At 74.3% G+C, this 26,000-nt stretch carries 24 protein-coding genes, 1 pseudogene and 1 riboswitch; of the genes and pseudogenes, 8 read left to right on the forward strand and 17 right to left on the reverse strand.

What is annotated here, in order from left to right:
• The first annotated feature begins 60 nt into the window (after window positions 1–60).
• Both ACFC2L_RS05770 and ACFC2L_RS05775 read left to right on the forward strand, forming a co-directional pair.
• Window positions 61–846, forward strand: coding sequence for an SDR family NAD(P)-dependent oxidoreductase (locus ACFC2L_RS05770; RefSeq protein ID WP_375823336.1), 786 nt, complete (start codon window positions 61–63; stop codon window positions 844–846).
• A gap of 70 nt (window positions 847–916) precedes the next feature.
• Entirely contained in the window at window positions 917–1,612 is a 696-nt protein-coding gene (locus ACFC2L_RS05775; protein ID WP_375823337.1) for a DNA alkylation repair protein, read from the forward strand.
• Window positions 1,613–1,636: 24 nt separating this feature from the next.
• Here the strand turns inward: ACFC2L_RS05775 and ACFC2L_RS05780 are convergent, their stop codons facing one another.
• From ACFC2L_RS05780 to ACFC2L_RS05795, 4 genes and pseudogenes are all read right to left on the reverse strand, one after another.
• Window positions 1,637–2,461 (reverse strand): PQQ-binding-like beta-propeller repeat protein, encoded by an 825-nt coding sequence (locus tag ACFC2L_RS05780; protein WP_375823492.1) that lies wholly within the window; start codon window positions 2,459–2,461, stop codon window positions 1,637–1,639.
• A gap of 15 nt (window positions 2,462–2,476) precedes the next feature.
• Window positions 2,477–2,974 (reverse strand): annotated as a pseudogene (locus ACFC2L_RS05785) (hypothetical protein); the annotation flags it as partial.
• Window positions 2,975–3,186: 212 nt separating this feature from the next.
• Window positions 3,187–4,503, reverse strand: coding sequence for a sugar MFS transporter (locus ACFC2L_RS05790; protein ID WP_375823338.1), 1,317 nt, complete (start codon window positions 4,501–4,503; stop codon window positions 3,187–3,189).
• Window positions 4,504–4,623: 120 nt separating this feature from the next.
• Complete coding sequence (locus tag ACFC2L_RS05795) at window positions 4,624–5,574, reverse strand: PhzF family phenazine biosynthesis protein (protein ID WP_375823339.1); 951 nt, start codon at window positions 5,572–5,574, stop codon at window positions 4,624–4,626.
• Between the two features lie 170 nt (window positions 5,575–5,744).
• On the opposite strand from ACFC2L_RS05795, the gene ACFC2L_RS05800 reads away from it, so the two are divergent.
• Complete coding sequence (locus tag ACFC2L_RS05800; RefSeq protein WP_375823340.1) at window positions 5,745–9,071, forward strand: family 16 glycoside hydrolase; 3,327 nt, start codon at window positions 5,745–5,747, stop codon at window positions 9,069–9,071.
• A gap of 276 nt (window positions 9,072–9,347) precedes the next feature.
• Complete coding sequence (locus tag ACFC2L_RS05805) at window positions 9,348–11,663, forward strand: MMPL family transporter (RefSeq protein ID WP_375823341.1); 2,316 nt, start codon at window positions 9,348–9,350, stop codon at window positions 11,661–11,663.
• Between the two features lie 33 nt (window positions 11,664–11,696).
• Here ACFC2L_RS05805 and ACFC2L_RS05810 read toward each other — a convergent pair whose 3' ends face one another.
• On the reverse strand, window positions 11,697–12,203 hold the full coding sequence (locus tag ACFC2L_RS05810) for an FBP domain-containing protein (protein ID WP_375823342.1): 507 nt from the start codon (window positions 12,201–12,203) through the stop codon (window positions 11,697–11,699).
• A gap of 688 nt (window positions 12,204–12,891) precedes the next feature.
• On the opposite strand from ACFC2L_RS05810, the gene atpC reads away from it, so the two are divergent.
• Window positions 12,892–13,206, forward strand: a complete 315-nt coding sequence (atpC, locus tag ACFC2L_RS05815; RefSeq protein WP_375823343.1) for an ATP synthase F1 subunit epsilon — start codon at window positions 12,892–12,894, stop codon at window positions 13,204–13,206.
• Window positions 13,207–13,208: 2 nt separating this feature from the next.
• Here the strand turns inward: atpC and ACFC2L_RS05820 are convergent, their stop codons facing one another.
• Window positions 13,209–13,607: a VOC family protein gene (locus tag ACFC2L_RS05820; RefSeq protein WP_375823344.1), complete on the reverse strand. Its 399-nt coding sequence runs from the start codon at window positions 13,605–13,607 to the stop codon at window positions 13,209–13,211.
• Between the two features lie 77 nt (window positions 13,608–13,684).
• On the opposite strand from ACFC2L_RS05820, the gene ACFC2L_RS05825 reads away from it, so the two are divergent.
• Both ACFC2L_RS05825 and ACFC2L_RS05830 read left to right on the forward strand, forming a co-directional pair.
• Window positions 13,685–13,933 carry a DUF2630 family protein gene (locus ACFC2L_RS05825; protein ID WP_375823345.1) on the forward strand — a complete coding sequence of 83 codons (249 nt, stop codon included), beginning with the start codon at window positions 13,685–13,687 and terminating at the stop codon, window positions 13,931–13,933.
• Window positions 13,934–13,953: 20 nt separating this feature from the next.
• On the forward strand, window positions 13,954–14,187 hold the full coding sequence (locus ACFC2L_RS05830) for a hypothetical protein (RefSeq protein WP_375823346.1): 234 nt from the start codon (window positions 13,954–13,956) through the stop codon (window positions 14,185–14,187).
• An 80-nt stretch (window positions 14,188–14,267) separates the two neighbouring features.
• Here the strand turns inward: ACFC2L_RS05830 and ACFC2L_RS05835 are convergent, their stop codons facing one another.
• From ACFC2L_RS05835 to ACFC2L_RS05850, 4 genes are all read right to left on the reverse strand, one after another.
• A complete protein-coding gene (locus ACFC2L_RS05835) occupies window positions 14,268–15,725 on the reverse strand; it encodes an ATP-binding protein (RefSeq protein ID WP_375823347.1) in 1,458 nt (485 codons plus the stop codon).
• Window positions 15,726–15,763: 38 nt separating this feature from the next.
• Window positions 15,764–18,247 (reverse strand): 5-methyltetrahydropteroyltriglutamate--homocysteine S-methyltransferase, encoded by a 2,484-nt coding sequence (gene metE, locus ACFC2L_RS05840; RefSeq protein ID WP_375823348.1) that lies wholly within the window; start codon window positions 18,245–18,247, stop codon window positions 15,764–15,766.
• A 32-nt stretch (window positions 18,248–18,279) separates the two neighbouring features.
• Window positions 18,280–19,275: a methylenetetrahydrofolate reductase gene (locus ACFC2L_RS05845; RefSeq protein WP_375823493.1), complete on the reverse strand. Its 996-nt coding sequence runs from the start codon at window positions 19,273–19,275 to the stop codon at window positions 18,280–18,282.
• 163 nt (window positions 19,276–19,438) lie between these two features.
• A riboswitch (SAM riboswitch) is annotated at window positions 19,439–19,541 on the reverse strand.
• A gap of 101 nt (window positions 19,542–19,642) precedes the next feature.
• Entirely contained in the window at window positions 19,643–19,957 is a 315-nt protein-coding gene (locus tag ACFC2L_RS05850) for a hypothetical protein (RefSeq protein WP_375823349.1), read from the reverse strand.
• Window positions 19,958–20,052: 95 nt separating this feature from the next.
• Here ACFC2L_RS05850 and ACFC2L_RS05855 point away from each other — a divergent pair, with 95 nt between their 5' ends.
• On the forward strand, window positions 20,053–20,316 hold the full coding sequence (locus ACFC2L_RS05855) for a hypothetical protein (RefSeq protein WP_087470335.1): 264 nt from the start codon (window positions 20,053–20,055) through the stop codon (window positions 20,314–20,316).
• Window positions 20,317–20,385: 69 nt separating this feature from the next.
• Here the strand turns inward: ACFC2L_RS05855 and ACFC2L_RS05860 are convergent, their stop codons facing one another.
• From ACFC2L_RS05860 to ACFC2L_RS05890, 7 genes are all read right to left on the reverse strand, one after another.
• Complete coding sequence (locus ACFC2L_RS05860; RefSeq protein WP_375823350.1) at window positions 20,386–21,909, reverse strand: cation acetate symporter; 1,524 nt, start codon at window positions 21,907–21,909, stop codon at window positions 20,386–20,388.
• Window positions 21,906–22,337: a heavy metal transporter gene (locus ACFC2L_RS05865; RefSeq protein ID WP_375823351.1), complete on the reverse strand. Its 432-nt coding sequence runs from the start codon at window positions 22,335–22,337 to the stop codon at window positions 21,906–21,908. The genes ACFC2L_RS05860 and ACFC2L_RS05865 overlap by 4 nt, the downstream gene beginning before the upstream one ends.
• A gap of 125 nt (window positions 22,338–22,462) precedes the next feature.
• Window positions 22,463–23,347, reverse strand: coding sequence for a LytR/AlgR family response regulator transcription factor (locus tag ACFC2L_RS05870; protein ID WP_375823352.1), 885 nt, complete (start codon window positions 23,345–23,347; stop codon window positions 22,463–22,465).
• Complete coding sequence (locus ACFC2L_RS05875; protein WP_375823353.1) at window positions 23,344–24,546, reverse strand: sensor histidine kinase; 1,203 nt, start codon at window positions 24,544–24,546, stop codon at window positions 23,344–23,346. The genes ACFC2L_RS05870 and ACFC2L_RS05875 overlap by 4 nt, the downstream gene beginning before the upstream one ends.
• A gap of 19 nt (window positions 24,547–24,565) precedes the next feature.
• Complete coding sequence (locus ACFC2L_RS05880; protein WP_375823354.1) at window positions 24,566–24,784, reverse strand: hypothetical protein; 219 nt, start codon at window positions 24,782–24,784, stop codon at window positions 24,566–24,568.
• A gap of 28 nt (window positions 24,785–24,812) precedes the next feature.
• Window positions 24,813–25,472 carry a hypothetical protein gene (locus ACFC2L_RS05885; protein WP_375823355.1) on the reverse strand — a complete coding sequence of 220 codons (660 nt, stop codon included), beginning with the start codon at window positions 25,470–25,472 and terminating at the stop codon, window positions 24,813–24,815.
• Window positions 25,465–25,995 (reverse strand): hypothetical protein, encoded by a 531-nt coding sequence (locus ACFC2L_RS05890; protein ID WP_375823356.1) that lies wholly within the window; start codon window positions 25,993–25,995, stop codon window positions 25,465–25,467. The genes ACFC2L_RS05885 and ACFC2L_RS05890 overlap by 8 nt, the downstream gene beginning before the upstream one ends.
• Between the last annotated feature and the right edge of the window lie 5 nt (window positions 25,996–26,000).

Here is a 26,000-nt window from a genome sequence, read left to right on the forward strand (position 1 = left end):
GACCTGGGTACGGTCAGCGGGGCGGGCGACGACGCCCGCGCAGGTGACGGAGGGTGAGACATGCGGATCGAGGGCACGGTCGCCCTGGTGACCGGCGGGGCCTCAGGGCTCGGGCGCGCGACGGCGGAGGGCCTGGTCGCGGCAGGGGCGCGGGTGGTCCTCGCGGACCTCGCGTCGTCCGACGGCGTCGCGGTCGCCGACGCTCTCGGGGACGCCGCGCGGTTCGTCCCCACGGACGTGACGAGCGAGGACGACGTCGCGCGGGCGCTCGACGCGGCGGACGCCCTCGGCGGGGCGCGCGTCGTCGTGAGCTGCGCCGGGATCGTGCTCGCGCAGCGCGTGCTCGGGAAGTCCGGCGTGCACGCCCTGGACGCGTTCCGGCGGGTCATGGACGTCAACCTCGTGGGGACGTTCAACGTCGTCCGGCTCGCGGCCGAGCGCATGCTCGCGCTCGACCCGCTGGGGCCCGACGGGCCGGACCCGCAGGGTGAGGAGCGTGGCGTCGTCGTGCAGACCGCGTCGGTCGCGGCGTTCGACGGGCAGGTCGGGCAGGTCGCCTACGCGGCCTCCAAGGCGGGCGTCGCGGGTCTCACGCTGCCGCTCGCGCGCGACCTCGCGCAGCACCGGATCCGGGTCATGACCATCGCGCCCGGCATCTTCCGCACCCCCATGATGGCGTCGCTCCCCGAGGCGGCGCAGGAGTCGCTCGGCGCGCAGGTGCCGCACCCGAGCCGGCTCGGGCGGCCGGAGGAGTACGCGCACCTGGTGCGCGCGATCGTCGAGAACCCGATGCTCAACGGCGAGGTGGTGCGCCTCGACGGCGCGATCCGCATGGCACCGCGCTGAGCGCACGGGCCGCGCCGCGGCGCGGGACGCACGGACCGCGGGCGACCGCCCGCACGAGAGGAGAAGGACGATGCCGCCGTACACCACGGCGACCGACTTCCGCGCCGACCTGCTCGCGCGCGCGACCGCGGCCCAGCGCCGCGCCTACACGCGGTACTTCCCGGGCGACGACACGCTCGCCGGGGTGCGCATGGGCGACGTGTTCACGCTCGCGAAGGGCGCGCTCGACCTGCCGGTGGACCAGATCGAGCTGCTCCTCGAGGACCGCGTGCACGAGGTGCGGGCCGGCGGCTGCTCGATCATGGGCAAGTCGGCGACGGCCCGCCGCGTCACCGTCGAACGGCACGCGGAGCTCGTCGAGCTGTTCCTGCGCCGTCACGACCGGATCGACACGTGGGACCTCGTCGACCTCACCGCGTACCAGGTGCTCGGGTCGTGGCTCCTCGACCGGCCGCGCGACGTCCTCGACGACCTCGCCCGCGCGCCGGACTGGCCGCGCCGGCGCTCCGCGATCGTCGCGACGGCCGCGTTCCTGCGGCGCGGCCAGGTCGACGACACGTTCCGGCTCTCGGAGCTCCTCGTCGACGACCCCGAGCCCTACGTGCAGAAGGGGGTCGGGTGGATGCTGCGTCACGCGGGCGACGTCGAGCCCGAGCGGCTGCGCACGTTCCTCGAGCAGCACGCCGCGACCATGCCCCGCGACGTGCTGCGGGCCGCGGTGGAGAAGCTGCCGCCCGCGGAGCGCAAGGAGTGGCTCGCGCGCTGACCGGGCACGGCCGGACCCGCGGGCTCAGCCCAGCCGGGTGACGGTCGCGTCGTCTCCGCGGTCCACGCGCAGCAGCCGGCCCTGGACCGCGACGTACCACGACCCGCTCGTCGCACCGCCGCGCCACTCGACGTCACCGTCGCGGAGGTCGAGCGCGACGAGCCGCGCGGTGCCCTCGCCGTCCTCCGACCAGGTCGTCACGACGAGCAGCGCCCGCTCCCCGTCCGTGAACGCCTGCGTGACCATCGACATCGGGGCAGGGGTCGGGGCGTCGTCGGGGTCGGGCGGGGCCAGCACCTCGGCGGTTCGCGTCCAGAGCACGCGCCCGGTCTCGACGTCGACGCCCACGACGACGTCGCCCATCCCCTGGCGGACCACGGCGGTGCCCGCCGCGACGACGTAGGCGGACTCGGCGCCGTTCACCCCGGCGCTCTCCCAGCGTCGCGCGCCCGTCGCGTCGCGGGCGACGAGAGAGGTGACCTCGCGCGTGAGGACGAGGCCGCCCGCGGCGCCGTCCGTGGCCTGCGGGACGAGGACCGTGTCCGGGGGCTCCCAGCGGACCTCGCCCGACGGCTCCAGCACGACCGGGGGTCCGGGCGACGCCGCGCCGTCGGCGACAGATTCCCGTGGGACTGTGCGGGAGAGCGCGCCGTCGGGAAGCCGCGCGAGCACGTCGGCGGGCGCCCCCGGGTCGTCGACCCGCGTCCCGTCGGCCGTGAACCAGGCGTCGACCCCGCACCCCTGGACGACCACGAGCCCTGCGCCCGGGACGAACGTCCCTCCGTCGAGGTCGGCGTAGGTGACGCCCTCGGCGTCGGCGTACTGCGGGCACCACCCCTCCTCGACCACGAACGGGAGCTCGTGCTCCCAGCGGACCTGGCCCGTCCTCGCGTCCTCCAGCGTGACGACGGCGGGGCGGCCGGTGGAGAGGTCGGGGGGCACGCCGGTCGTCTGGTCGACCGTGACGCGCGGGCTGTCGACCGGCGCCTCGCCCGCGCGGCGGAACCGGGCGACGGTCCCGTCCGGGCCGGGCGCGGACCAGCCGCGCGACGCGTCCAGCGTGCGGGTCTCGGCGTTCCCGTCGGCGTCGACCACGGTGACCTCGGCACCCTCGGCGGCGGGGACCGGCTCGTCCGTGAGCGGCGTGAGGATGGTCGTCGCCTCGAGGGGCGACGGGACGTCGTCCGTCACGCACACGAGCTCGTCGTCGGGCACCGGGGCCGACGAGGAGACCACGAGCTCGCCGCCGCACCGCGAGGTGGGCGGGAGCGGTACCGTCCACCGGACCTCGCCGGTGTCGAGGTCGTGGGCCACCGCCTCGTCGTCCCGCACGAGGACGACGAGGCCGGGCAGCGTGGCGGGGGTCCCCGCCGTCTGCGCCGCCGTCGTGCCGCGCCGGTCGGGCGAGGAGCGTCGGGGCCCGCGCTCGCGGAGTCGCCGACCGGGGAGCCCGGGTCTGCCGACGCGCCCGGCGGGTCGCCGTCGGGAGCCGCGTCCGCCGTGCGCGGACCCTCCTCGAGCTCGAACGCGACCCGGCCGTGGTCAGGACGTCGACGTCGAGGCATGAAGTGATCCTAGGTGCGCGCCGCGGCCACGGGGTGGGGCACCGGGCGGGGGAGCGGGCGCACCTGGCCTGCCACGGCGAGCGACAGGACCGTCGCGGCGCAGATGACCAGGAGCATGTGGCGGGCCCCGACCTGGTCGACCATCAGGCCGAGGAGCGGCGGCGCGGTGAGCATGGCGACGGTCGAGAACGACGTCGCGACCGCGACGCGCGGCGCGGCGTGCGCCGGGTCGTCGGAGGCGGCGGCGATGGCGACGGGGTTGGCGAGCGCGGCGCCGCAGCCCCACAGGACGATGCCGACCCACGCGAGCGGCAGGCTCGGCGCGAGGCCGAAGACGAGCAGCCCGACGAGCGCGGAGACGCCCGACGCGCGCAGCACGGCGACGCGCCCGAACCGGTCGATGAGCCCGGTCCCGGCGAACCGGAACACCGTCATCGCGCCGACGAACGTGCCGTACGCGACCGCGCCGAGCGCCTCGCGCACGTCGAACCCGTCGACGACGGCGATGGAGAGCCAGTTGCCCGCCGACCCCTCGGACAGCGACGACGCGAGGAGCACGAGCCCGATGAGGAGCGTGCGCGGCTCGCGCCACGCGGCGAGCGCGGCGCGCACCCCGGCCCCGCGTCGAGGGGCGGGCGCGGGCGGGGTGCCGTCGTCGGCCCCGTCCGCGCTGCCCGCCGGCGCGGACGAGCGGGCCGGTGCGGCCCGGTCGGGGGCGAGGGCCGTCGCGGGGGCGATGAGCAGGGCGCGGGCCGCCGTGACGGCGAGCGTCACCACGACGATCTGCGCGGTGATGCCGACGTGCGCCCACGAGAACGCGGCCGCGACGAGGGCGCCGCACGCGGCGCCGATCGAGAACGCGGCGTGGAAGTGGGGGAGGATCGCCCGCCCCACGTGCTGCTCGACGGACGCTGCGCAGATGTTGATCGGCACGTTGGTCAGGGCGCCGCACACGCCGTTGAGGAAGGCCCCGACCGCGAAGAGGGCGACGCCCCCCGTCCCGGTGCCGAGCGCGACGAGCCCGAACCCGACGACGTTGCCGACGGTCGCGACGACGAGGGTCGTGCGGCTGCCGAACCGCGCCACGACCGCCCCCGCGGAGACCACGGACACGAGCGAGCCCAGGCCCCCGACGACGAGCAGCAGGCCGAGCTGGCTCGCGCTGATCCCGAGCGCCTCGCGGACCGAGGGCAGGCGGCTCATCCAGGACGCGCCGATGACCCCGAACAGCCCGAACTGGACCATGAGCGCCCAGCGGGCGCGCGCGACGACCGCGCGGTCCGTCAGGGCGCGGTCGGACCCGGAAACAGGTGGGGTTCTTGACACTTGCCCCAGTCTACGGAGACCGGGGACCGCCGAGCCCGGGGATGTCGCCGAGCTCGAGCGCCGATCCCGGCGATGCCCCCGGGTTCGCCACCCGGACCTCGGCCCGTCGCCGACGGGTGCTCAGAGGCGGACGGTGCCCGCGACGCAGGTGACGCTCGCGCCGCCGACCCAGACCGTCCCCGACCCGTCGCGCTCGACGCGCACGCGCCCGGCCCGGCCGAGCGCCGCGCCCTGGGCGGCGAGGTAGCGGTCCGGGAGGCGGCCGTCCCGCGTGAGCCACTGCCCGACGACGGCGTTGAGGCTGCCGGTGACCGGGTCCTCGGGGATGCCCATGCCGAGCGCGAACCCGCGGACCTCGACCGCCGCGCCGTCGGGACCGCCGTCGTCCCCGTACAGCCCGACGACGCCCACGGACAGGTTGGGACGCTCGACGCGCAGGCGCGTCCAGTCGGGCGCGAGCCCGGTGACGCGGTCGGCCGAGTCGAGCAGGACGACGCGCCACCCGGGGCCGTTGTCGAGGACGCGGTGGTCGACCACGGCGTCGTCGGGGACGCCCAGCGCGGCGACGATCGCCGCGAGGTCGTCGGCCGGGAGCGGCTCGTCGGCGAGCAGGTCGGGCGCGGCGAACGCGAGCCCGCCCGCGCCGTCCCCGTCGGGCTCCTCGTCCGGCCCGACGGCGCCCCGCGCCTCGCGCCGGATCGTCACCAGGCCGACGCCGCACTCCTGCACGACGACGTCGCTCGCCCGGGGCGCGCCGCCCGCCTCGAGCCACGCGTGGCAGGAGCCGAGCGTCGGGTGCCCGGCGAAGGGCAGCTCGCCGCCGGGGGTGAAGATCCGCAGGCGGTAGTCGGCGCCGCCGGCCGCTCCGTGGTGGCTGGGCGGGAGGAGGAATGTCGTCTCCGAGAGGTTTGTCCAGCGCGCGAAGGCGGCCATCTCCTGGTCCGTGAGCCTGTCGCCGTCGAGCACGACCGCCACGGGGTTGCCGAGGGTCGGGACCTCGGTGAACACGTCCACCTGCGCGAACGGCCGGGACGCGGTGCTGTCGGCGATGTCGCCGTGGCGTGCGCTCATGTCCCCGAGCGTACGTCCGGGCACGTCAGGGCACTTTTGTCGACTGCAAGTCGGAAGTTGTAGACACATCGATAGAACGCGGGCTAGCCTGTCCAGCGTTGTTATCGACGGAGCCGGGCAGGGGTTACGCTCCGTGGACTCGAAGTCCGACCGAGTATTAGGGAGCAACGATGCTCGAACGCACCAGCCTGCCGGTGTCCCGCCGGATCAGGTACCGACGCGGCGCGGCCGCCCTCACCCTCGGCGCCATGGTCGTCGCGGGCTGGGCCGTCCCCGCCGCCGCAGACCTCCCGGAGCAGGAGCCCGGCGTCACGCTGCGCACGTTCCAGCTCGCGCAGAACCCGGGAGCCGTCTGCACCCTCAAGTCCGGCCAGACCCCGAACGTCGACAAGCTCATGCCGACGATCGACTGGTCGACCGCCGAGCAGTTCGGCGCCGAGGACAACTTCATCTCCCAGGCCCTCGCCAACCTGCACGTCCCCGCGGACGGCCAGTACCAGTTCCGCGTGACCAACGACGACGGCGCGCTCGTCTACGTCGACGGCCAGCTCGTCCTCGAGAACGACGGCCCGAACGACTCCACCTCCGTCGAGGGCAGCGCGACCCTCACGGCGGGCGTGCACGACCTCCGGGTCGACTACTACGAGGGCAGCGACAAGCAGCGCCTCACGCTCGCGTGGAAGACGCCGGGCAGCTCGACGTTCGAGGTCATCCCGACGTCGGCGCTCAGCACCGAGGCGGGCGTCGTGCGCGTGACCGCGCCCGGCTACAAGTACTGCGAGGGCGCCACCGACACGGCCGGCGACGGCCTGCGGCTGGACGGCGTCAACCCCAACTACGACCTCGTCGACCTGCGCCCCGAGGGCTTCGAGCCCAAGGTCTCGGGCCTCGCGTTCACGCCCGACGAGAAGCTCGCCGTCGTGACGACGGGCGAGGTCAGCTCCGGCGGCTGGCGCCCCGACCCGGTGTCCGGCGAGGTCTACTTCCTCGACGGCGTCACCACGGCGGACGGCCCCGAGGACGTCACGGCGACCCTGGTCGCGGACGAGCTGCTCAACCCGATGGGTATCGAGGTCGTCGAGGACTCGATCTTCGTCTCGGAGCGGTACCAGCTCACGCAGCTCACCGACCCCGACGGCGACGGCTTCTACGACCAGCACACGAAGATCGCGGGGTGGCCCGACGGCGGCAACTTCCACGAGTTCGCGTTCGGCCTGATCCACGACGAGGACTACTTCTACGTCAACCTCTCCGTGGCCATCGACAACGGCGGCGCGACGACCAACCCGCAGCCCGGCCAGAACCGCGGCACGTCGATCAAGATCGACCGCGAGACGGGTGAGGTCTCGTACGTCGCGGGCGGCCTGCGCACGCCCAACGGCATCGGCTTCGGCCCCGAGGGCGCGATCTTCGGGACGGACAACCAGGGCGCGTGGCTCCCGGCGAACAAGCTCATCCACATCGAGCAGGACAAGTTCTTCAACCACTACACGAACCCGGCGGGGATGTTCGACGCGAACCCCGTCTCGCCGCCGGCCGTGTGGCTCCCGCAGAACGAGATCGCCAACTCCCCGGGCAACCCGCTCCTCGTCCAGGACGGTGAGTTCGCCGGGCAGATGCTCATCGGCGACGTCACCTACGGCGGCATCCAGCGCGCGTTCCTCGAGAAGGTCGACGGCGAGTTCCAGGGTGCGGTCTTCCGCCACACCGCGGGCCTCGAGGTCGGCGTGAACCGTGTCATCTACGGCCCCGACGGCTCGCTGTACGCGGGCGGCACCGGTGAGGGCGGCAACTGGGGCGAGTCCGGCAAGCTCCGGTACGGCCTCCAGAAGCTCGTGCCCGTCAACGAGGACTCCTTCGACATGAAGGAGATGCGCGTCGTCGAGGGCGGCTTCGAGATCGAGTACACCGACCCGGTGTCCGACGAGGTCGTCGAGAAGCTCGCCGACGCCTACCAGGTCAAGCAGTGGCGCTACGTGCCGACGCAGCAGTACGGCGGCCCGAAGGTCGACGAGGAGCCCCTCTTCGTCACCGACGCCACGGTGTCCGAGGACCGCACGACCGTCACGCTGAAGATCGACGGCCTCAAGCCCGGCCACGTCGTCTACATCCGGTCGCCGCGTCCGTTCGCGTCCGCCGACGGCGCCGAGCTCCTCAGCACCGAGGCCTGGTACACGCTCAACTCGCTCCCGGGCTACGTCGCCCCGGCCGACCGTGGCTGGTACGAGGCGGAGCTCGCGCAGCCCCTCGGCAGCTCGAGCATCGGCTCGGACCACAGCAACTACTCGGGCTCCGGCTTCGCCGCGGGCATGACGAACGTCGGCGCGGGCCGCACGTTCTCCGTGACCGCGCCCGAGGCGGGCACCTACGCGGTGAACGTGCGCTACGCCAACGGCACGCACCCGTACCCCGACCTGCGGTCCAAGCGCGTCTCGCTGTACGTGAACGGCGAGGACCTCGGCCAGTGGACGTTCCCGACGACGGGCAGCTGGAAGGACTGGGGCGTGCAGACGCGCGACCTCGAGCTCCAGGCCGGCGCGAACACCATCACGCTCAAGTACGAGGACGGCGACGAGGGCAACATCAACATCGACGTGCTCTCGCTCGGCGACAACCCGGACATCTGCACCCCGGGTGAGGTCGAGGACGGCTACACGGCCCTCTTCGACGGCACCCTCGCGAGCCTGCAGGAGGGCTGGCGCATGGCCGGTCCGGGTGGCTTCGGCCGCCAGGACGACTGCTCGATCCGCGGTGCGGGTGGCATGGGCCTGCTCTGGTACACGGCGCAGGAGCTCGGTGAGAGCTACAGCCTGAAGCTCGACTGGAAGCTCACGAAGGACGACAACGGGGGCGTGTTCGTCGGGTTCCCGAACCCGGGCGACGACCCGTGGGTGGCCGTCAACAAGGGCTACGAGATCCAGATCGACGCGACGGACGCCGACGACCGCACCACCGGCGCGGTCTACACGTTCCAGGGCGCCGACGAGGCAGCCCGGGACGCCGCCCTCAACCCGGTCGGGCAGTGGAACGCGTACGACATCCGCGTCGAGGGCGACCGCATCCGCATCTACCTCAACGACGTGCTGGTCAACGACTTCACGAGCACCGACCCGGCCCGCCTGGTCAACAGCTTCGTCGGGGTCCAGAACCACGGCAGCGGCGAGATGGTCAACTACCGGAACATCCGGTTCAAGGAGCTGACCGACGAGCCGGTCGAGGAGCTCGCGATCTCGACGACGGTCCAGACCCGCTGCATGGCGGGCAAGGTCTACGTCGCGGTCCGTGCCACGAACGACGACACGGTGCCGGCGGACATCACGCTGACGACGCCCTTCGGGACGAAGACGGTGACCGGCGTCCAGCCGGGTGCCTCCGCGTACCAGTCGTTCGCGACGCGCTCGACCTCGGTCGAGGCGGGCACCGCCCAGGTGGCCGCGACGGGCGGCGACCTGACGTTCCAGGCGGACGTCGCCTACGAGGCCGCGAGCTGCGGCTGAGCTGAGACCCCGGGGCGGGCGGCGTGAGCCGTCCGCCCCGGGACGGACCGGGCGGGGGCGGCAGCACGAGCCGTCCCCGCCCGTCCCGTCTCACCCCCCTTCTGCACCCCTCGGTGATCCCGGGGCACGCCCCTCGCACGGGCGGAGCGTGGTCCGACGGCGCTCCCACCCTCGCGTAGGGTGCTGACCTCACCCCACCGTCCGCGCAGGACTCGTACCCCGCTCCTGCGCGACCGACTCTCTCCGCACGACGTCCCTCGACGAGGAGGACTGCCCATGGCGCTCGGACGCCTCCTGCACCGGACCGGACGGTTCGCCGCGCGTCGCCGCGGCGTCGTCCTCGGGGTCTGGGCGGTCCTCCTCGTCCTCGGCGCCGTGCTCGGCGGCGCCGTCTTCGACAAGACCACCGACGTCGAGCCCGCGCCGCCCGGCAGCGCCTCCGCCCTCGCGGCCGAGCGCCTCGACGAGCTCTCGCCCGAGGGCGAGACCGTCGTCGCCGTCCTGTCGGGGCGCGACTACTTCTCCACGGACCTGATCGCCCAGGCGAGCGAGGTCATGCACGGCATCCGCGCGATGCCGGGCGTCGTCGAGCTGTTCGACGCCTACACCGGCGGCGGCCTCATCGCCGACGACGGCCAGGGCTCGCTCGTGATCGTCGAGCTGGACCCCGCGCTGTCCGACGACGACGCGCTGGCCCTCGCGCACCAGGTCGCCGACGCGCTCCACACGATCGACACCCCCGAGGTGCTCGTCGGGGGCGCCCTCCTCGCCGAGGAGGCGTTCGTCGACCAGGCGATCACCGACGCCGCCGTGGGCGAGGGCGTCGCGATCGCCGTCCTCCTCGTCGTGCTCGTCGTCGTGCTCGGCGGCCTGCGCTCGGGCCTGGTCCCGCTGCTGTCCGCGCTCGCCGCCATCGCGGTCGCGCTCCTCGTGCTGAGCGGCCTGCTGGGGGTCGTCCCCGTCAACGAGTTCGCCGTGAACGTCGTGACGCTGCTCGGCCTCGGGCTCACGGTCGACTACTCGTTGCTCGTCCTGGCGCGCTTCCGCGAGGAGCGCGCCGAGAACCCGGGCCTCCCGCTCGACGAGCTCGTCGGGCGCACGCTCGCGACCGCCGGGCGCGCCGTCCTCGCGTCCGGGCTCGCCGTCGCGATCGCCCTCACCGGCCTGCTCCTGCTCGGCGACTCGCTGCTCTCCGGCATGGCCGTCGGCGGCGCCGTCGTCGTGCTCGTCGCGACCGCCGCCGGGCTCACGCTCGTGCCCGCGCTCGTCGCGACGTGGCACCGCGCCATCCCCGCCCCGGGCGCCCGCACCTGGTCCCACCCGTGGACCGGTCGCGGCGGGGCCGGGACGCTCGGGCGCCTCGCGCGCACCGCCCAGCGGCACGCCGTGCTCGTCACGCTCGGCGCGACCGCCCTCCTCGTCGCGCTCGCCGCGCCGCTCGGCTCGATGACGCTCGGCAGCTCCGAGGTCCACTCCCTGCCCGCCGACGCCGAGGCGCGCCTCGCCGCCGACGCGTCGACGTCGCGCTTCGCCGACCTCGGGGTCACCCCGATCACCGTGCTCGTCGAGGCGCCCCGCGGCGACGAGGCCGCGTCCGCCTACCTCGACCGCGTCGCGGCACTGCCGGGCGTCGAGGACGCGATGCAGGACACCGACTACCCGCCCGAGGTCCTCGTCGTCGACGTCACGCCCGACGTCGGCGAGGGCGGCGACGCGACCGCCGCCGAGGCCCAGGACCTGCTGCGCGCGATCCGCGCGATCGACACCGGCGACCTCGACGTGCACGTCGCCGGCCCGGCCGCCGAGGTCGTCGACACCCAGGAGCACCTCGCGCAGCGCCTCCCGCTCGCGGCGGGCGTCGTCGTCCTCGCGACGTTCGTGCTCCTGTTCCTGCTCACCGGCTCGCTCGTCGTGCCGCTCAAGGCGCTCGTGCTCAACCTGCTCACGCTCGCCGCGACGCTCGGCGTGCTCGTCTCCGTTTTCCAGCACGGTGTCGGCGCCTCGCTGCTCGGGTTCGAGCCCTGGGGTGCGCTCGACGTCACGACGCCCCTGCTCATCGGCATGCTCGTGTTCGGCCTGTCCACCGACTACGAGGTGTTCCTCCTCGCGCGCACGGCCGAGGAGTGGCGCGCCCGCACGCCCGGCGAGGACCCGCGCGCCGCGAACGACCGGGCCGTGCTCCGCGGCATCACCGCGACCGGCCCGGTCGTCACGACGGCGGCCGTCGCCATCGGCATCGTGTTCCTCGGCTTCGCGGCGGGCGAGCTCGTCGCGATGAAGGAGGTCGGCGTCGGCATGGCCGTCGCCGTGCTGCTCGACGTGACCGTCGTGCGCGGCCTCCTCCTCCCCGCGACGATGACCCTCCTCGGGCGGTGGAACTGGTGGCCGGGGAGTGGCGGGCGGTCCGACGCCGCGGGGCTGGCTTCCGCCGAGACCTCCGCGGGGGCGGGGCGGGTCTACCATCCGCCCGCTCGTTCCTCGCGGGCTCCCGCCAGACCCGCCACGACCCGCCCCACCCCCGCTCCGGCCTCGGCTCCCGACTCGGCGTCACCGACTCCCGGTGAGGGAAACAGCTCGGGGCTTCCGAGGTAGAGCCCGTGTCCGCCGAGAGAGAGCCGTGGTGCGTCAGGCGTCGCGCATGACCTCGGTGACGAAGCGGGCGGAGCGCTCGCGGAGGCCGTCGACGCGGAGCTCGACGAACAGCTCGCGCATCGACTCGTCGTCGCCGATCTCGGTGCGGGTCGGGGTGCGCCGCACGTTCTGCGAGCAGAGGAACTGCGTGCAGATGAGGGTGCCGACGGTGTTGCCCCGGCGCCCGGCGGCGCCGGCGCGTCGCGCGACGTAGAGGCTGACGTCGTCCGTCACGACGACGTCCTCGCACCACGCGCAGACGGCGCGCTTGCGCATGCCGCCCGTCTTGGCGTCGGTGGAGCGCAGCAGGACGCCGCGCGGCTCGTCGTCGACCACGACGACGGCGTACGCGAGCAGCGGCGCCTTGCGGTCGCGCCACCCGAGGTAGTCGAGGCGGTCCCAGTCGAGCGTGTCGAGGTCGGGGAGGGTCGCCTGCGCGGCCTCCCGCTTGGAGGCGTTGACGAACGACGCGCGGATCTGCTTCTCGGTCAGGGGGATCATGGGTTCACGGCTTCCGTGTCGGTACGGTCCCACCCTGCCCGACGGCGTGCGGCGGCGCAGGCGGTCGGCTCACGGCGACGCGGGGTCGCGGTGGCCGCACGACGACGTCGCTCGTCCGAGGCGGGGAAGGCGGGGAGGACGGCATGCCCGCTACCGCCGTCGCCAAGACCTGCTGTGTGCGGGGGATGTGTCGTCAGGAACGCGTCGTGACGACGAACACCCAGCACTCGACGGGGCGGGCGCCCTGTCGGCGTCCGGAGGCTGGTCTCAGCGGGTGACGGTGCGGGAGGGGAGGGGGCCCGAGCAGGCCGCCATGGCCACCCCGCAACCTGCGGTGCCGTGCATCCGCGTCTCCTCGTCCCGTGCGGTGCGCCGTCCGGCGCGACCTGATCCGTGGTCGTGCCCGTCCGGCACGACGAACGGCTGCCCTCGGCAACCGTCACCCTCGATGGTGCGCCCCGCGCACCGCCCCCGTCAACGTGATTCCGCTCGCGCGGCGCCGTCCGGCCGCCGAGCCCGGGGTTCTTCCCCAGGATTCGCCCCGCGTGGGGAGCGACCCCGGGCTCGGCACGGACGCCACGAAGCCGGTGACCTCCGGCGACCCGGAAGGGACGAAAGACGGCTGGTCCGGACGCTCGCGGGCGCGAGACTCGGAGGCTCCGCCACCCGTCGTCGAGGAGGATCCTCCGTGCCCGTCGCGCCGTCACCGTCCGAGACCGCCGCTCCCGTGGGGGAGCGCCTGGTGTCCGTGGAGGTGGTGGTGCCGTCCGGGGTGTTCTGGTCGGGCCCGGCGCGCAGCGTCACGGTGCCGTCGGTGTCCGGCACGCTCGGGATCCTCGCACGGCACCAGCCGGTCGCGGCGACCCTGAGGGCGGGTCGCGTGCGGCTGCGCACGCCCGACCGTCCGACGGCGGAGCTGCGCATCGGCGGCGGCTTCGTCGTGGTCGACGACGACGAGGTGACGATCCTCGCCGACGACGCGACCTGGGTGCTGGCGCGGTAGCCCTACGCGGGGTCGGCCACCGGGCCGAGCTGCACGACGACGATCCGGTGCCCGTCGGGGTCGTGGACGTGCGCGAACCGGCCCCCGGACTCGGCGTCGGCGTCCGGCCCGACGAACGGCGCGACCCCCACGGCGGCGAGCCGCGCGAGGGTCGCGTCGAGGTCGTCGACGTAGAGCACGAGGTTCGGCAGCCCGTGGCGCACGAGGGGCGCGCCGCCCGCGGGGAGCGGGACGAGCCAGAGCCCGGGCTCGTCGACGCGACCCGGCCCGACGTGCAGCAGCGGGAAGCCGTCCGTCTCGCCGCGGAACAGCGTCCCGAACCCGAACCCGTCCGCCCAGAACGCGGCGCTCGCGTCGAGGTCGTGGCACAGCAGGACGGTGCGGCCGATCGTCGTCGTCATGGGCCCGAGCCTAGGACGTCCCACGTGCCGCCCGACCGCCCGGGCGCGCGTGCGCCGTCGGGCATACCGTGGTGCGCATGACCAGCGACGGCGGCATCCGCAGGACGATCGGCGACCTCGTGGCGCAGGAGCGCGAGCTCCGCGAGCAGTTCGCGCACGGCGAGATCACCGGCGGGCAGGAGCACGAGCGGCTGCGCGCGATCGAGGTGGAGCTCGACCAGTGCTGGGACCTGCTGCGGCAGCGCGACGCGGCCCGCGAGTTCGGGAGCGACCCGGATGCCGCGACCGTGCGCGACCCCGGTACCGTGGAGGGGTACCTGGACTGACCCGCACCGAAGGAGCCCTTGTGAGCACGCAGGACACGCAGCAGATCCCCACCGGCACCGAGGGGCGCGACGTCGCGGACCGCGCGGGCGCCGTCGCCCGGTTCGTCGTCGCCTTCGCGCTGTTCCTGGGCGGGCTCGTGCTCATGGGCTCGGGCATGTCGGGTGTGGACGGCGGCGTGTGGCTGTTCGTCGGCGGCCTCGCCGCCTGCACGCTCGCGTTCGCCCTCCCGATGTCGGGCGCCGCGGAGCGCTGAGCGGACGGCTCCCGCGTGGCGCCGGGTGGCGCCGCGCGGTGGCCTGCGGCGTCCCGACCGCCGCGGTGCGCTCCGGGTCCTCATCGACGCCATGCGTCCAGCAGGTCGTCGGCGCTGAAGGCGAGGTCAGCACCGGTGGGGACCTCGCCCGACGGGCTGACGGCGGCGACGAGCGCGTCAGCCGCCCGCGGGACCCGGCCGCGCACGGCGTGCAGTGCGCTGATCTCCCGGGCCGACACGCCGCGCTCCCGCCGCCACTTGATGGAACCGACCAGCGAAGAGCGGTCGCGAGTCATGGCGACCACGTCGACCTCGACACCGCCGTCCCGGGTCCACCACGGGTGCACCGTCTCGACGTCGGCGAGCCGCTCGTCGTCCCGCGAGAGACGGGTCAGCGCTTCTCGGACCACCGGTTCGATGCTTCGTCCTCGCCAGCTCGCCCAGTCGCGATCGAAGGCGGTGATGGCGAGATCCTCTCGACCGCGCGAGATCTGCTCCACCCTCCGCTCGACGTAGCGGAACCAGAAGCGAAGGTACGGATCCGTGATCCGGTAGCGACGCAGCCGGCCCCCCGGCGCGGCCCAGGCCGGTACCTCGCGTTCGACGAGCGACTTCGTCTCCGTCAGGGTCTTGAGTGCCCGGGTCGTCGCGGTCTCCAGCGCCTTGCGTTCCGAGGAGTCCTGGATCGCGGAGAGCACGTCGCTGAACCCGGGGTTCGCCGTGTCGTCCGAGCCGATCGCCGCGAGCACCCGGTACGCGGCGGGTGCGTCGGGGAACTCGGCGTCGAGCGTGAGCCGCGCCGTCGTGACGAGCGGGCTGTAGGAGTCGGCGAGAGAGGCCCTGACGTACTCCTCGGGGCTCCGCCCTGACCTCGCGAGGTCGGTGAGCAGTCGCGGGTACCCGCCCGTGACGAGGTAGGCGTCGAAGGCGTCGAACGCGCTGCGGCCCGGGAGCGCAGACGCCACCTCGGCCGGGTCGAGCGGTGCGACGGCGCACGGGCGCAGGCGTCCGAAGAGGGGGCGACCGTGCGCCGACAGCTGTTCCATCATCGCGACGTCGGAGCCGATGAGGACCAGCAGGATCGGTAGCTTCTCCAGCGTCCGGTCCCACTGGGCCTGCAGCTCGCCCTCGAGGGCCGGGTCGGCGGCGACCATCCACGGGAACTCGTCGAGAACGGCGATCACAGGTCCGGACCGTGCTGCGACGGACAGGCGGCCGAGCCATTCCCGCCACGAGGCGGCCGGAGCCTGGGTCAGGAGGTCGGCGTCCGGCAGCGGACGGCGAGATTCGACGATCGCTCGGGTGGCGTCGTCGAGCTGGCGCCGCACCGATGACCCGTAGACGCCGGGGACGTAGACAGACGGCACCTCCGCCGACTCGACGAACTGTTCGACCAGGGTGGACTTGCCGACGTGTCGTCGCCCGCGCAGCGCGACGATCTGTCCGGTCCCGTGGCTGACCACGGCATCGAGATGCGACTGGAGAGCGTTCGTGCTCGTCGTACGGCGCACCAGACCTTCATCGAAGGTAGCAGACATGCGATGAAGCATACATCGCATGTCTGCTATCTCCTGGGTCAGGCGAAGGTCGCGCGAACCGCCCTCGCCGCCGCGACGAGGTGCTCGAGCGACGGCACGGTCTCCTCGTAGCGGCGGGTCTTGAGGCCGCAGTCGGGGTTGACCCACACGACCTTCGGGTCGATCGACTTCACAGCGAGCTCCAGCAGCTCCGTGACCTCCTCGGCGGAGGGCACGCGCGGGCTGTGGATGTCGTAGACGCCCGGCCCGATGCCGCGCGCGTACCCGGCGTCGCGCAGCTCCGGCACGATCTCCATGCGCGAGCGCGCCGCCTCGACCGACGTCACGTCGGCGTCGAGGCCGTCGATCGCGCCGATGACCTCGCCGAACTCCGAGTAGCACAGGTGCGTGTGGATCTGCGTCGCCGCCGCCACGCCTGACGTCGCGAGCCGGAACGAGCCGACCGACCAGTCGAGGTACGCAGGCTGGTCGGCCTTGCGCAGCGGGAGCAGCTCGCGCAGCGCGGGCTCGTCGACCTGCACGATCCCGATGCCCGCGGCCTCCAGGTCCGCGATCTCGTCGCGCAGCGCGAGGCCCACCTGGTTCGCGGTGTCGCCCAGTGGCTGGTCGTCGCGCACGAACGACCACGCGAGGATCGTCACCGGCCCGGTGAGCATGCCCTTGACCGGCTTCTCGGTGAGCGACGCCGTGTACGACGACCACTCGACCGTGATCGGCGCCGGGCGCGTCACGTCGCCCCACAGGATCGGCGGGCGCACGCAGCGCGACCCGTACGACTGCACCCAGCCGTTCGCCGTGACCGCGAACCCGTCGAGGTGCTCCGCGAAGTACTGCACCATGTCGTTGCGCTCGGGCTCGCCGTGCACGAGCACGTCGAGGCCCAGCTCCTCCTGGAGCGCGACCACGCGCGCGATCTCCTCGCGCATCGCGGTCGTGTAGTCCGCGTCCGCGAGCTCGCCCTTCGTCCACAGCGCGCGGGCGCGGCGGATCTCCGGGGTCTGCGGGAACGAGCCGATCGTCGTCGTCGGCAGCGGCGGCAGGTTCAGGCGCTCCTGCTGCGCGGCCGCACGCTCGGCGTAGTCGCCGCGCGCAAAGTCCGCCTCGGTGAGCGCGGCGGCGCGCTCGCGCACCGCGGGCACGACGACGCCGCTCGCCGCGGCGCGTGACGCCACCGCTGCGCGGGACGCCTCGATCTCGGCCGCGACGCCGTCGCGACCCTCCGTGAGCGCGCGGGCGAGCGTCGCGACCTCGCCCACCTTCTGGTCCGCGAACGCGAGCCAGTCGCGCAGGCGCGGGTCGAGCGTCGTGCCCGACGCCGCCCCCGCCTCGGCGAACGTCTCGTCCTCCACGTCGTGCGGCACGTGCAGCAGCGACGTCGACGTCCCGACGGCGACCGCGCCCGCCCCGAGGTTGCGTGCGGCATCGAGCACGTCGAGCTTCGCGGAGAGGTCGGCACGCCAGATGTTGTGCCCGTCGATCGCGCCGACGACGATCGTCTTCGACACGAGGTCGTCGTAGGGCGAGTCCGGGAGGTCTGCCCGGACGGCGTCGATCGCGATCGCTTCGACGTCCGTTCCCGCGAGCGTCGCCAGGAAGTCGTGGGTCCCGCCGTCGGCGTCGACCGACGTCTCCAACCCGCCGAACGGCGTCGCGACGAGGATCGCGGGCCGCGCGTCCTGCGCCGAACCCGGGATCTCTCCCGACCCGGCGGCCTCCGTGGGGAGCGACCCCGGGTTCGGCACTGGGCGGAGGTCGGTCGCGAGGGTGCGGTAGGCCGACTCCACCGCTGCCGCGAGCTCCGTGAACGGCACGTCGACCGAGTCGGTGACGAGGATCGGCTCGTCGAGCTGGACCCACGGCGCACCGGCGGCGGCGAGCGCGCGCAGCAGGTCGGCGTAGGCGGCGACGACGTCGTCCAGGCGGTCGAGGGGCGAGTAGCCCGAGGGGGCGTCTTCGGCGGCCTTCGAGAGCGCGAGGAACGTCACCGGCCCGACGACGACGGGCCGCGTCACGACGCCGGCCTCCTTGGCCTCGACGAACTCGCGCACGATGCGGTCGTCGACGAACCGGATCGGGGTGTCCGGGCCGATCTCGGGCACGAGGTAGTGGTAGTTGGTGTCGAACCACTTGGTCATCTCGAGCGGGGCGTCGTCGCCCTGGCCGCGCGCGACGGTGAAGTAGCCCGCGAGGTCGAGGCGGCCGGCGTCGTCGGTGAGCGACGCGAACCGCGACGGGACCGCGCCGAGCGAGGCGGCGACGTCGAGCACCTGGTCGTAGAAGGAGAACGACCCGGGGACCGCCGCGTCGTCGGCACCGAGGCCGAGGTCCACGAGCCGGCGCGCGGTCGCGAGGCGCAGCTCGCGGGCCGTGGCCTCGAGCTCGTCGGCGCTCGTGCGCCCGGCCCAGAACGCCTCGACGGCCTTCTTGAGCTCGCGGCGACGCCCGATGCGGGGGTAGCCGAGCACGGTGCCGGCGGGGAAGCCGGCCTGGATCTGGGTAGGGGAGGGTACGGAAGTGGTCATGATCGAAACCTCTTGCTGGTCCGGAGGACCGGTCAGACGGGCGTGCCGTGCGTGGCGGCGCTCGTCGTGGGCAGGGAGGTGCCGGTGACCCACGGCCCGCTGGCCAGGTCCGGGACGAGCGGGGCGGCGGCAGCGCTGGCGCTGCCTCCCGTCCCGGCCGACCCGCCGCCGAGGCGGACACCCTCGAGCAGGTCAAGAGCGGCGCGGTGCTTGTTGAACGTGTACACGTGCAGACCGGGCGCACCCGCGTCGAGGACGCGCTGCGCGAGGTCGACCGAGTACGCGATCCCGTAGGCGTGCTGCGCCTCCGGGTCGGGCAGGGCGTCGAGCGCGTCCAGCAGGTGCTGGGGCGCGCGCACGCCCGTGAGCTCCTCGACGCGGCGGAGCCGCGCGGGCTCCGTCGTGGGCAGCAGCCCGGCGAGGATGGGGATCGTCACGCCGGCCGCGCGGGCCTCGGCGACGAAGTCGGTGTACGACGACGCGTCGTAGAAGAGCTGCGTGATCGCGAAGCTCGCGCCGGCCTGCTGCTTCTGCCACAGGCGGCGCACCTCCTGCGTGCGCGTCGTGCCGGCGGCGGGGTTGCCGTCGCAGAACGTCGCGACGGCGATCGTCAGCGGCCGGGCCGCGCCGCGCAGCGCCGCGGCCGGGTCGGCCGCGCAGCGCGATGCCTCGACCTCGCGCAGGAGCGCGACGAGCTCGGTCGACGACCGCACGCCGTCGGGCGCCGGCTGCCAGTCCGGCTGGTCGCGCGGCGGGTCGCCCCGCAGCGCGAGGAAGCTGCGCACGCCCTCGTCGAGGAAGTCGGAGATGACCTCCTCGACGTCCTCGCGCGACGCCCCGACGCACGTGAGGTGCGCGATCGGCAGCACGGGCGTGCCCTGGAGCAGCCGCCCGACGACCTGGCGAGCCGTCGCACGGTCGGTGCCCGCCGCCCCGTACGTCACGGACACGAAGTCGGGGTGCGTCGCGACGAGACGGCGTGCCGTCTCCCAGAACTTGGGCGCCGCGTCCGGGCGCCGCGGGGGCATGAGCTCGAACGAGACCGTCGGCCGTGCCGCCCCGCCGTGGGCCTGCCCGACGGCGTCCGCGACGCTCACGACGTCGCCTCGCCCGGGGTGCGTGCGTGCGCGACCGCCGTCGGGCACGTGCTGCCCGGACGGTGCGCGAAGGATGCCTCTGAGACCATTAGTCGCTCCATCGACCCTGGCGTTAGCACCTTTGTCCTCGGGAGGCTTCCGTCGGCGGGTTGCTGCGGTGTCGTCGAGCCAGGACTCTCGACCGCTCTGGATGGTTGGCACGATCCTACGACCCATCCGACATGCGGTCGAGAGTGACCGCTTGCTGAGACGGGCGACATCGGTCCCCGTGTCGGACGGACCGCGCCACCAGGCTCGCTCAGGTGCGATCTCGCTGCCACAGCATCTCGACGCCCAGGACGATCGCGCACACGACACCCAGCGTCCCGGGGACCGCCACGAACGCGACGTGGATCGGGCTGTCCTCGTCCGGAAGGAAGAGATCGATCCAGCCCAGCGAGAGGGCCAGGGCCGTCGAGACCCCGCCCAGGCGCGACGACCACGAGAACAGGTGGCTGTGCCAGGGAGCGTCATCCTGCGTGTCTCGGGTCCGCACGTCGATGCTGAAGAAGATCAGCAGAGCGGCGAGGAAGGAGATGAGCGAGACCATCTCGGCGGAAGGCATCGGCTGCATGCGATCGGACCATACCTCCGTGGTGCGTACTTGGCCCGCCGGCAGTGGTTACGGTGAGCCGACAGCCTCAGACAGCGACGAACCGAGGAGCCCGCGTGTACGCCACCCCGACCCGCCCGATGACCCAGGACGAGCTCGACCGGATCTGCCGGGTGTGGGCCGACTGCGGCAGCGACGACCCCACCGACCGGTGGCTCGAGCTGTGGGACGGCGGCGACGCCGACGACCACCCGGAGCAGCGCGACGCGATCGTCGCGATCGCACGGGAGGTCGGCCTGGAGGCCGCGGTCGAGGACGGCGTCCTGCGCGTGCAGAAGACCCAGCAGCTCCACGACGAGATCGGCGCGCGCTGGATCTGACCAGGTCAGGGCTCCTGCGCTACAGATTTCACGCTTTCCACGCTACAGATCTCAGGCTTCACACCGTCGTCAACGACGCCGGAGCTCCGGCACGTGCAGGCGCCGCAGGAACCTGTCGGTGCGCAGGGGCGGGCCGTGCCGGTCGAGGAGCGACACGACGACGACGGTCGCGGTCGCGAGCGGGATGGTCCACGCCGCGGGCTGGGCGAGCAGGGCACGCACGACGCCGGGGACGCCGTCGGCTGCATCCCCGGTCGGGCCGGCACCGTAGCCCGCGGCGACGAGCGCGGACGAGGCGAGCAGCGCCGTCGCGCACAGGACGGACCCCACGACCATCCCCGCCACCGCGCCGCGTGCGGTGAGGCGGCGCCACCACACGCCGAGCAGGATCACCGGCGACAGCGCGGAGGCGGCGAACACGAACACCGTCCCGACGCTCGTCACGAGCCCCTGCGGGATGGTGACGAGCGCGAACGCGAGCGGGATGAGCGTGCACGCGACCGCCGACCAGCGGAACGAGCGCACGGTCCCGCCGAACAGGTCCTGGCTCACGACGCCCGCGAGCGCCACGACCAGCCCCGACGACGTGCCGAGGAACGCGGCGAACGCCCCGGCGACGACGAGCGCGGCGAGCAGCTCGCCGCCGAGCCCGGGGACGAGGCGGGTCGGCAGGGTGAGCACGACGGTGTCCGCGACGCCGGGCGTCGCGAGGTCGGGCGCGACGACCCGGGCGACGAGCCCGAGCGTGCTGGACACCATGTAGAACACGCTGATCATCACGAGCACGACGACGGTCGTGCGGCGGGCCGAGCCGCCGTCGGGCGAGGTGTAGAAGCGCACGAGGACGTGCGGCAGGCCGGTCGTGCCGAGCAGCAGCGCGAGCAGGAGCGACACGGTCGCGTACGCGTCGAGGCCGCCGGGCCCGGCGTCGTGCGGGAACACGGCGGCGGGGTCGAAGGTCACGCTGGCACCCCCGGGCTCGAACGCGCCGCCGAGCGCCATGAGCACGAACACGAGGGGCAGCGCGAGCGCGGTGAGCTTGACCCAGAACTGGAACGCCTGGACGAACGTGATGGAGCGCATGCCGCCCGCCGCGACGACGGCGCTCACGACGACCGCGATCCCCACCGACCCGACCCACGGCGGGACGGGCGCGACGCTCGTGATGACGAGCGCCGCGCCGTGGAGCTGCGGCACCACGTAGAGCCACCCGATGACGAGCACGAGCACGCTCGTGACGCGGCGCGCGACGACGGAGTCGAGCCGGGCGTGGACGAAGTCGGGGATCGTGTACGCGCCGCTGCGGCGCAGCGGGCCCGCGACGAACAGCAGGACCAGCAGGTAGCCGGCCGCGTACCCGACGGGGAACCAGAACGCCTCGGCGCCCGAGAGCAGGACGAGCCCCGAGAGGCCCAGGAAGGTGCCCGCGGACAGGTACTCGCCGCTGATCGCCGACGCGTTCCACACCGGCCGCACCGTGCGCGACGCGACGAAGAAGTCGCTCGTGGTGCGCGAGATGCGCAGGCCGTAGAACCCGATGAGCCCCGTCGCGAGCAGGAGCAGCCCGATCGCGACGAGGGGCAGCGCGCTCACGGGGCGCCCGCCTCGTCGGGGGCGGGATCCACGGACCCGCCCGATCCCTCGGCGAGCGCGCGGTACCGGCGCTCGTTGCGCGCCGCCGCGACGGCGAACACGACCGCGAACGCGACGATCACGGGGTAGAACCCGTACGCGTGCACGAGCCAGGGGAGCGGGACGCCGAGGAGCACCACGGAGTCCAGCGCGGGCACCGCGCTCATCGTCACCGTGAGCAGCGCGACGACCGCGAGGAACGAGACCACGCACGCGAGCCCGAGCCGGAGCTGGGCCCGCACGAGGCCGCGCGTGTAGTGCGCCGCGGCGGCGTCCGGCTCCTCGGGCCGACGCGGGGTGGCCGTGGACGTGCCCGACGGCGGCCCGCCCGCCGGGACGCCGGCCGCGGGTCCGCCGGCGGGCAGGGGATCGGTCGACCGGACGCGCACGCGCTCGGGTCGACCCTCGCCGGGTGCTGCACCCCGGGCCGGGGGATGCACCTCGGGGTGCGTCTCTCGAGCGGGAGCGCGTCCGTCGTCGGTCGGGGCCGCGCCCGACGACGGGTCCGGGCCGCTCACGACGGGCCCCGGTGCGGGCCGAGCAGCGCCTCCCGCACGGCCGGGACCATGCGGCGGCTCACCGGCACCTCGTGCCCCGCCACGACGAGCGCGGGCTGCGCCCCGCCGAACCGTGCCGCGGTCACGGCGGCCCGGTCCACGAGGTAGGACCGGTGGACGCGCAGGAACCCGGCGGGCGCCCAGCGCTCCTCGAGGTCGGACAGCGGCTCGCGCACGAGGAACTGCTCGGTGTCCGTGACGAGCCGCGAGTAGTCGCCCTGCGCCTGGACCCACCGCACCGCGCTGCGGCGGACGAGGCGCGTCGTCGTCCCGACCGTCACGACGAGCGTCTCGTCCTCCGGCGCCTCGCGCGGCCGGGCGGCCGGCGCGGGAGGGGCCGCGCTCACGGACGGTGAGGCTCCGCCGTCGGGCACGCCGCCGGTCCCGACGCCGGCCCCGGCCCCGACGCCGCGCCCGGCGCGGTCCGCGACGCGCTCCACGACCCGGTCGACGGCGCGGGTCAGGCGCTCGCGGCGCACGGGCTTGAGCACGTAGTCGACTGCCTCGACGTCGAACGCCTCGAGCGCGCGGGCCTCGTCGGCGGTGACGAACACGACCGCGGGGCGGTCGGTGAACCGCGACAGCGCGCGGGCGAGGTCGAGGCCGGTGAGGCCAGGCATGTGGATGTCGAGGAACGCCGCGTCGACCGCGCGCGAGGAGAGCTCGCGCAGCGCCTCGGAGCCGGTCGCGACGCCGAGCACGGTCCGCACGCGCGGGTCGCGCCGCAGCAGGGCGACGAGCTCGTCGAGCACGGGCCGCTCGTCGTCGGCGACGAGCACGTCGAGCCCGACGGCGGCCGGGTCCTGGGGCGCCGGGCCGGGGGTCGGGTCGGTGCCGGTCACGGCACGCTCACCTCCGTCTCGTGCAGGGGCTGGGAGCGGGGCACGCGCAGGCGCACGAGCGTGCCGGAGCCGGGGGCGGTCTCGATGTCGAGCGCGTGGTCGTCGCCGTAGAGCTGGCGCACGCGCCGGTCGACGTTGCGCAGGCCCACGTGCTCGCTCCCGCGCGACGTGAGGAGCTCGCGCACGACGGCCGGGTCCATGCCGACGCCGTCGTCCTCGACCGTGATCTCGGTCTGGGTGCCCTCGTCGCGCGCGGTGATGACGATCGTCCCGCCGCGCTCCTGGGGCTCCAGGCCGTGCCGGACCGCGTTCTCGACGAGCGGCTGCACCGACAGGAAGGGGATGACGGTCGTCAGCGACTCGGGCGCGATCTGCAGGGTCACGGCGAGGCGCTCCCCGAACCGGGCCTGCTCCAGCTCGACGTAGGAGTGGATGGAGCGCAGCTCGTCCGCGAGCGTCGTGAAGTCGCCGCGGCCGCGGAACGAGTAGCGCGTGAAGTCGGCGAAGTCGAGCACGAGGTCGCGCGCCCGCTCCGGGTCCGTGCTGATGAACGACGCGATGGCGCCGAGCGCGTTGTAGACGAAGTGGGGGCTGATCTGGGCGCGCAGCGCACGCAGCTCGGCCTGCGCGAGCGCGGTGCGCGACGCCTCGAGCTCGCCGAGCTCGAGCTGCGCCGAGCACCACTGCGCGACCTCGCCCGTCGCGCGCACGAGCGGCGGGCGGACTGTGCCCGCGAACGCGACGACGACGCCCGCGACGCGACCGCCCGCGACGACCGGGGCCCCGACGGCGTCCGCGACGTCGCCGCCCGCCTCGTCGCCGTTCTTGTGGTCCCGGCTCTCGACGTGCCGTCGACCGGTGGCGAGCACGCGCTCGGCGACTCGGCGCGCGTCGGGCTCCAGCGTCGTGCTGCCGTCGAGCGCGACCGCGCCCTCGGCCGTGACCACGGCGAGCGCGTCCGCGCCGAGGAGCTGGCGCAGCGAGCGGGCCGCGCGCCCGACGTCGTCGCCGTCGAGCCCGCCCCGCAGGTGCGTCGCGGCGCGCGACGCGAGGTGCAGGGTGCGGAACGTCGCGCGGTCCGAGTCGCTCCCGAGCTCGCGCGACCCGCGCGCGAGCCGCCACGCGAGCACGAGCCCGAGGGTGAGCAGCACGCCCACGACGAGACCGGCGACGGCGCCGGCGAACACGGGCCCGGACATGCAGCGATCGTAACCAGCGTCACGTCCCGCCCTGAGGCGTCCTCGCCTCGGCCGTCGACCAGTCGTCCTGGATCAGCGGCGTCGGCCGCTCGGCGGCCAGGCCGTGCTCGACGACGGTCGCGCGCGTGCACGACGTCGGCCCGCGCCTGGTGCGCGTGACCGTCAGGATCTCGGCGCGGACCCGCGCGACGGTGGCGCTCTCCGTCGCGCCCCACGCGCAGAAGCCTGAGGACCGCACGCCCTCCAGGGGTACGTCCTCGCGACGCTCAGACGAGGATCGCGACCAGGACGACGAACAGCACCACGAGGACGAGGAGCGTGCCGAGCCCGACGAGCAGGGCGAGCGCGACCGGGTGGGCCTGCGTCCAGGGCACGAGCCGCCGGTCGAACGCGCGGAGCTGGGCCGGCGTGACCGGCTGGTGCCAGGGTGTGAGCGGGACGCCGCGGCGCGCGAGGTCGAGCGCGACGGTCGAGAGCTGGTCGCGGTCCCACATCTGCCCGACGAGCAGGAGCAGCCGCTTCGTCGGGGCGACGACGATGAGGTGGTGCGTCGCCCCGGCCATCCCGAACGCCATGCGGTCCACGGTGACGACGCGGTCGACGTCCGCGACCGTGAACCGCTTCGTCCGGCCCCAGCCGTGCACGGTGTACGTCCCGTCGCCGAGGACGATCCGCGCGCGGTCGACCATGCGACGCCCGATCGCGTACGTCAGCGGGATCATGGACAGCGCGAAGGCGAGGAACCCGAGGGCGAGCGCCAGGTTGCCGCTCGCGATCGCCGCCGGGAGCTGCGCGAGACCCACGAGCGGCGCGAGGATCGAGATCAGCGCCATGTTGGAGCGCAGCACCTGACGCTTCGCGGCGTCGCCCATGGCCAGCTCGACCAGGGGCGGGACCGTCCCGTGCCCGGCCGTCGCCTCAGCCACGGCGGAAGAGCTGTCGTCCCGTGGCCGGGTGCAGGGGCGACCCGGCGGGGATCTCGACGGCGTTCGCCCAGACCGGGACGTCGTCCGGGTGCAGCACCCCGGCGCGGACGGCACGGTCGCACAGGCCGCGGGCGACGGCGCCGAGGCTCTCGCGGCACGAGAAGGCGCCGTCGACCAGGGACAGGGCGACGGTCGTGGCGGGAGCGTGGCCCGTCCCCGGGTCGAGCGGGCCGACCGTCGCGACGGCCCGGCCGTGCGAGACGAGCGCCGTCGCGCGCGGAGTGATCCAGCGCAGCACGTCGAGGTCGTCGAGGAAGAAGGCGCGACCGGCGCCCCCGATCTCCCACAGGGCGGCGCCCGCCCGGTGGGCGGCGTCCGAGGCGCGGCGCTTCCAGCGCTGGGAGCCGAACGCCTCGGCGACCCAGCCGGCCGCGGTCGAGGGGTCGGTCGCGAGCACGACCGAGACGGTGGGGATCTGGCCCCGCGGCGGGTCGAGCGTGACGGGGACGGGAGTGCGGGCCACGCCCG

It is taken from the genome of Cellulosimicrobium sp. NPDC055967 (genome assembly GCF_042269845.1).
Lineage (GTDB): Bacteria > Actinomycetota > Actinomycetes > Actinomycetales > Cellulomonadaceae > Cellulosimicrobium.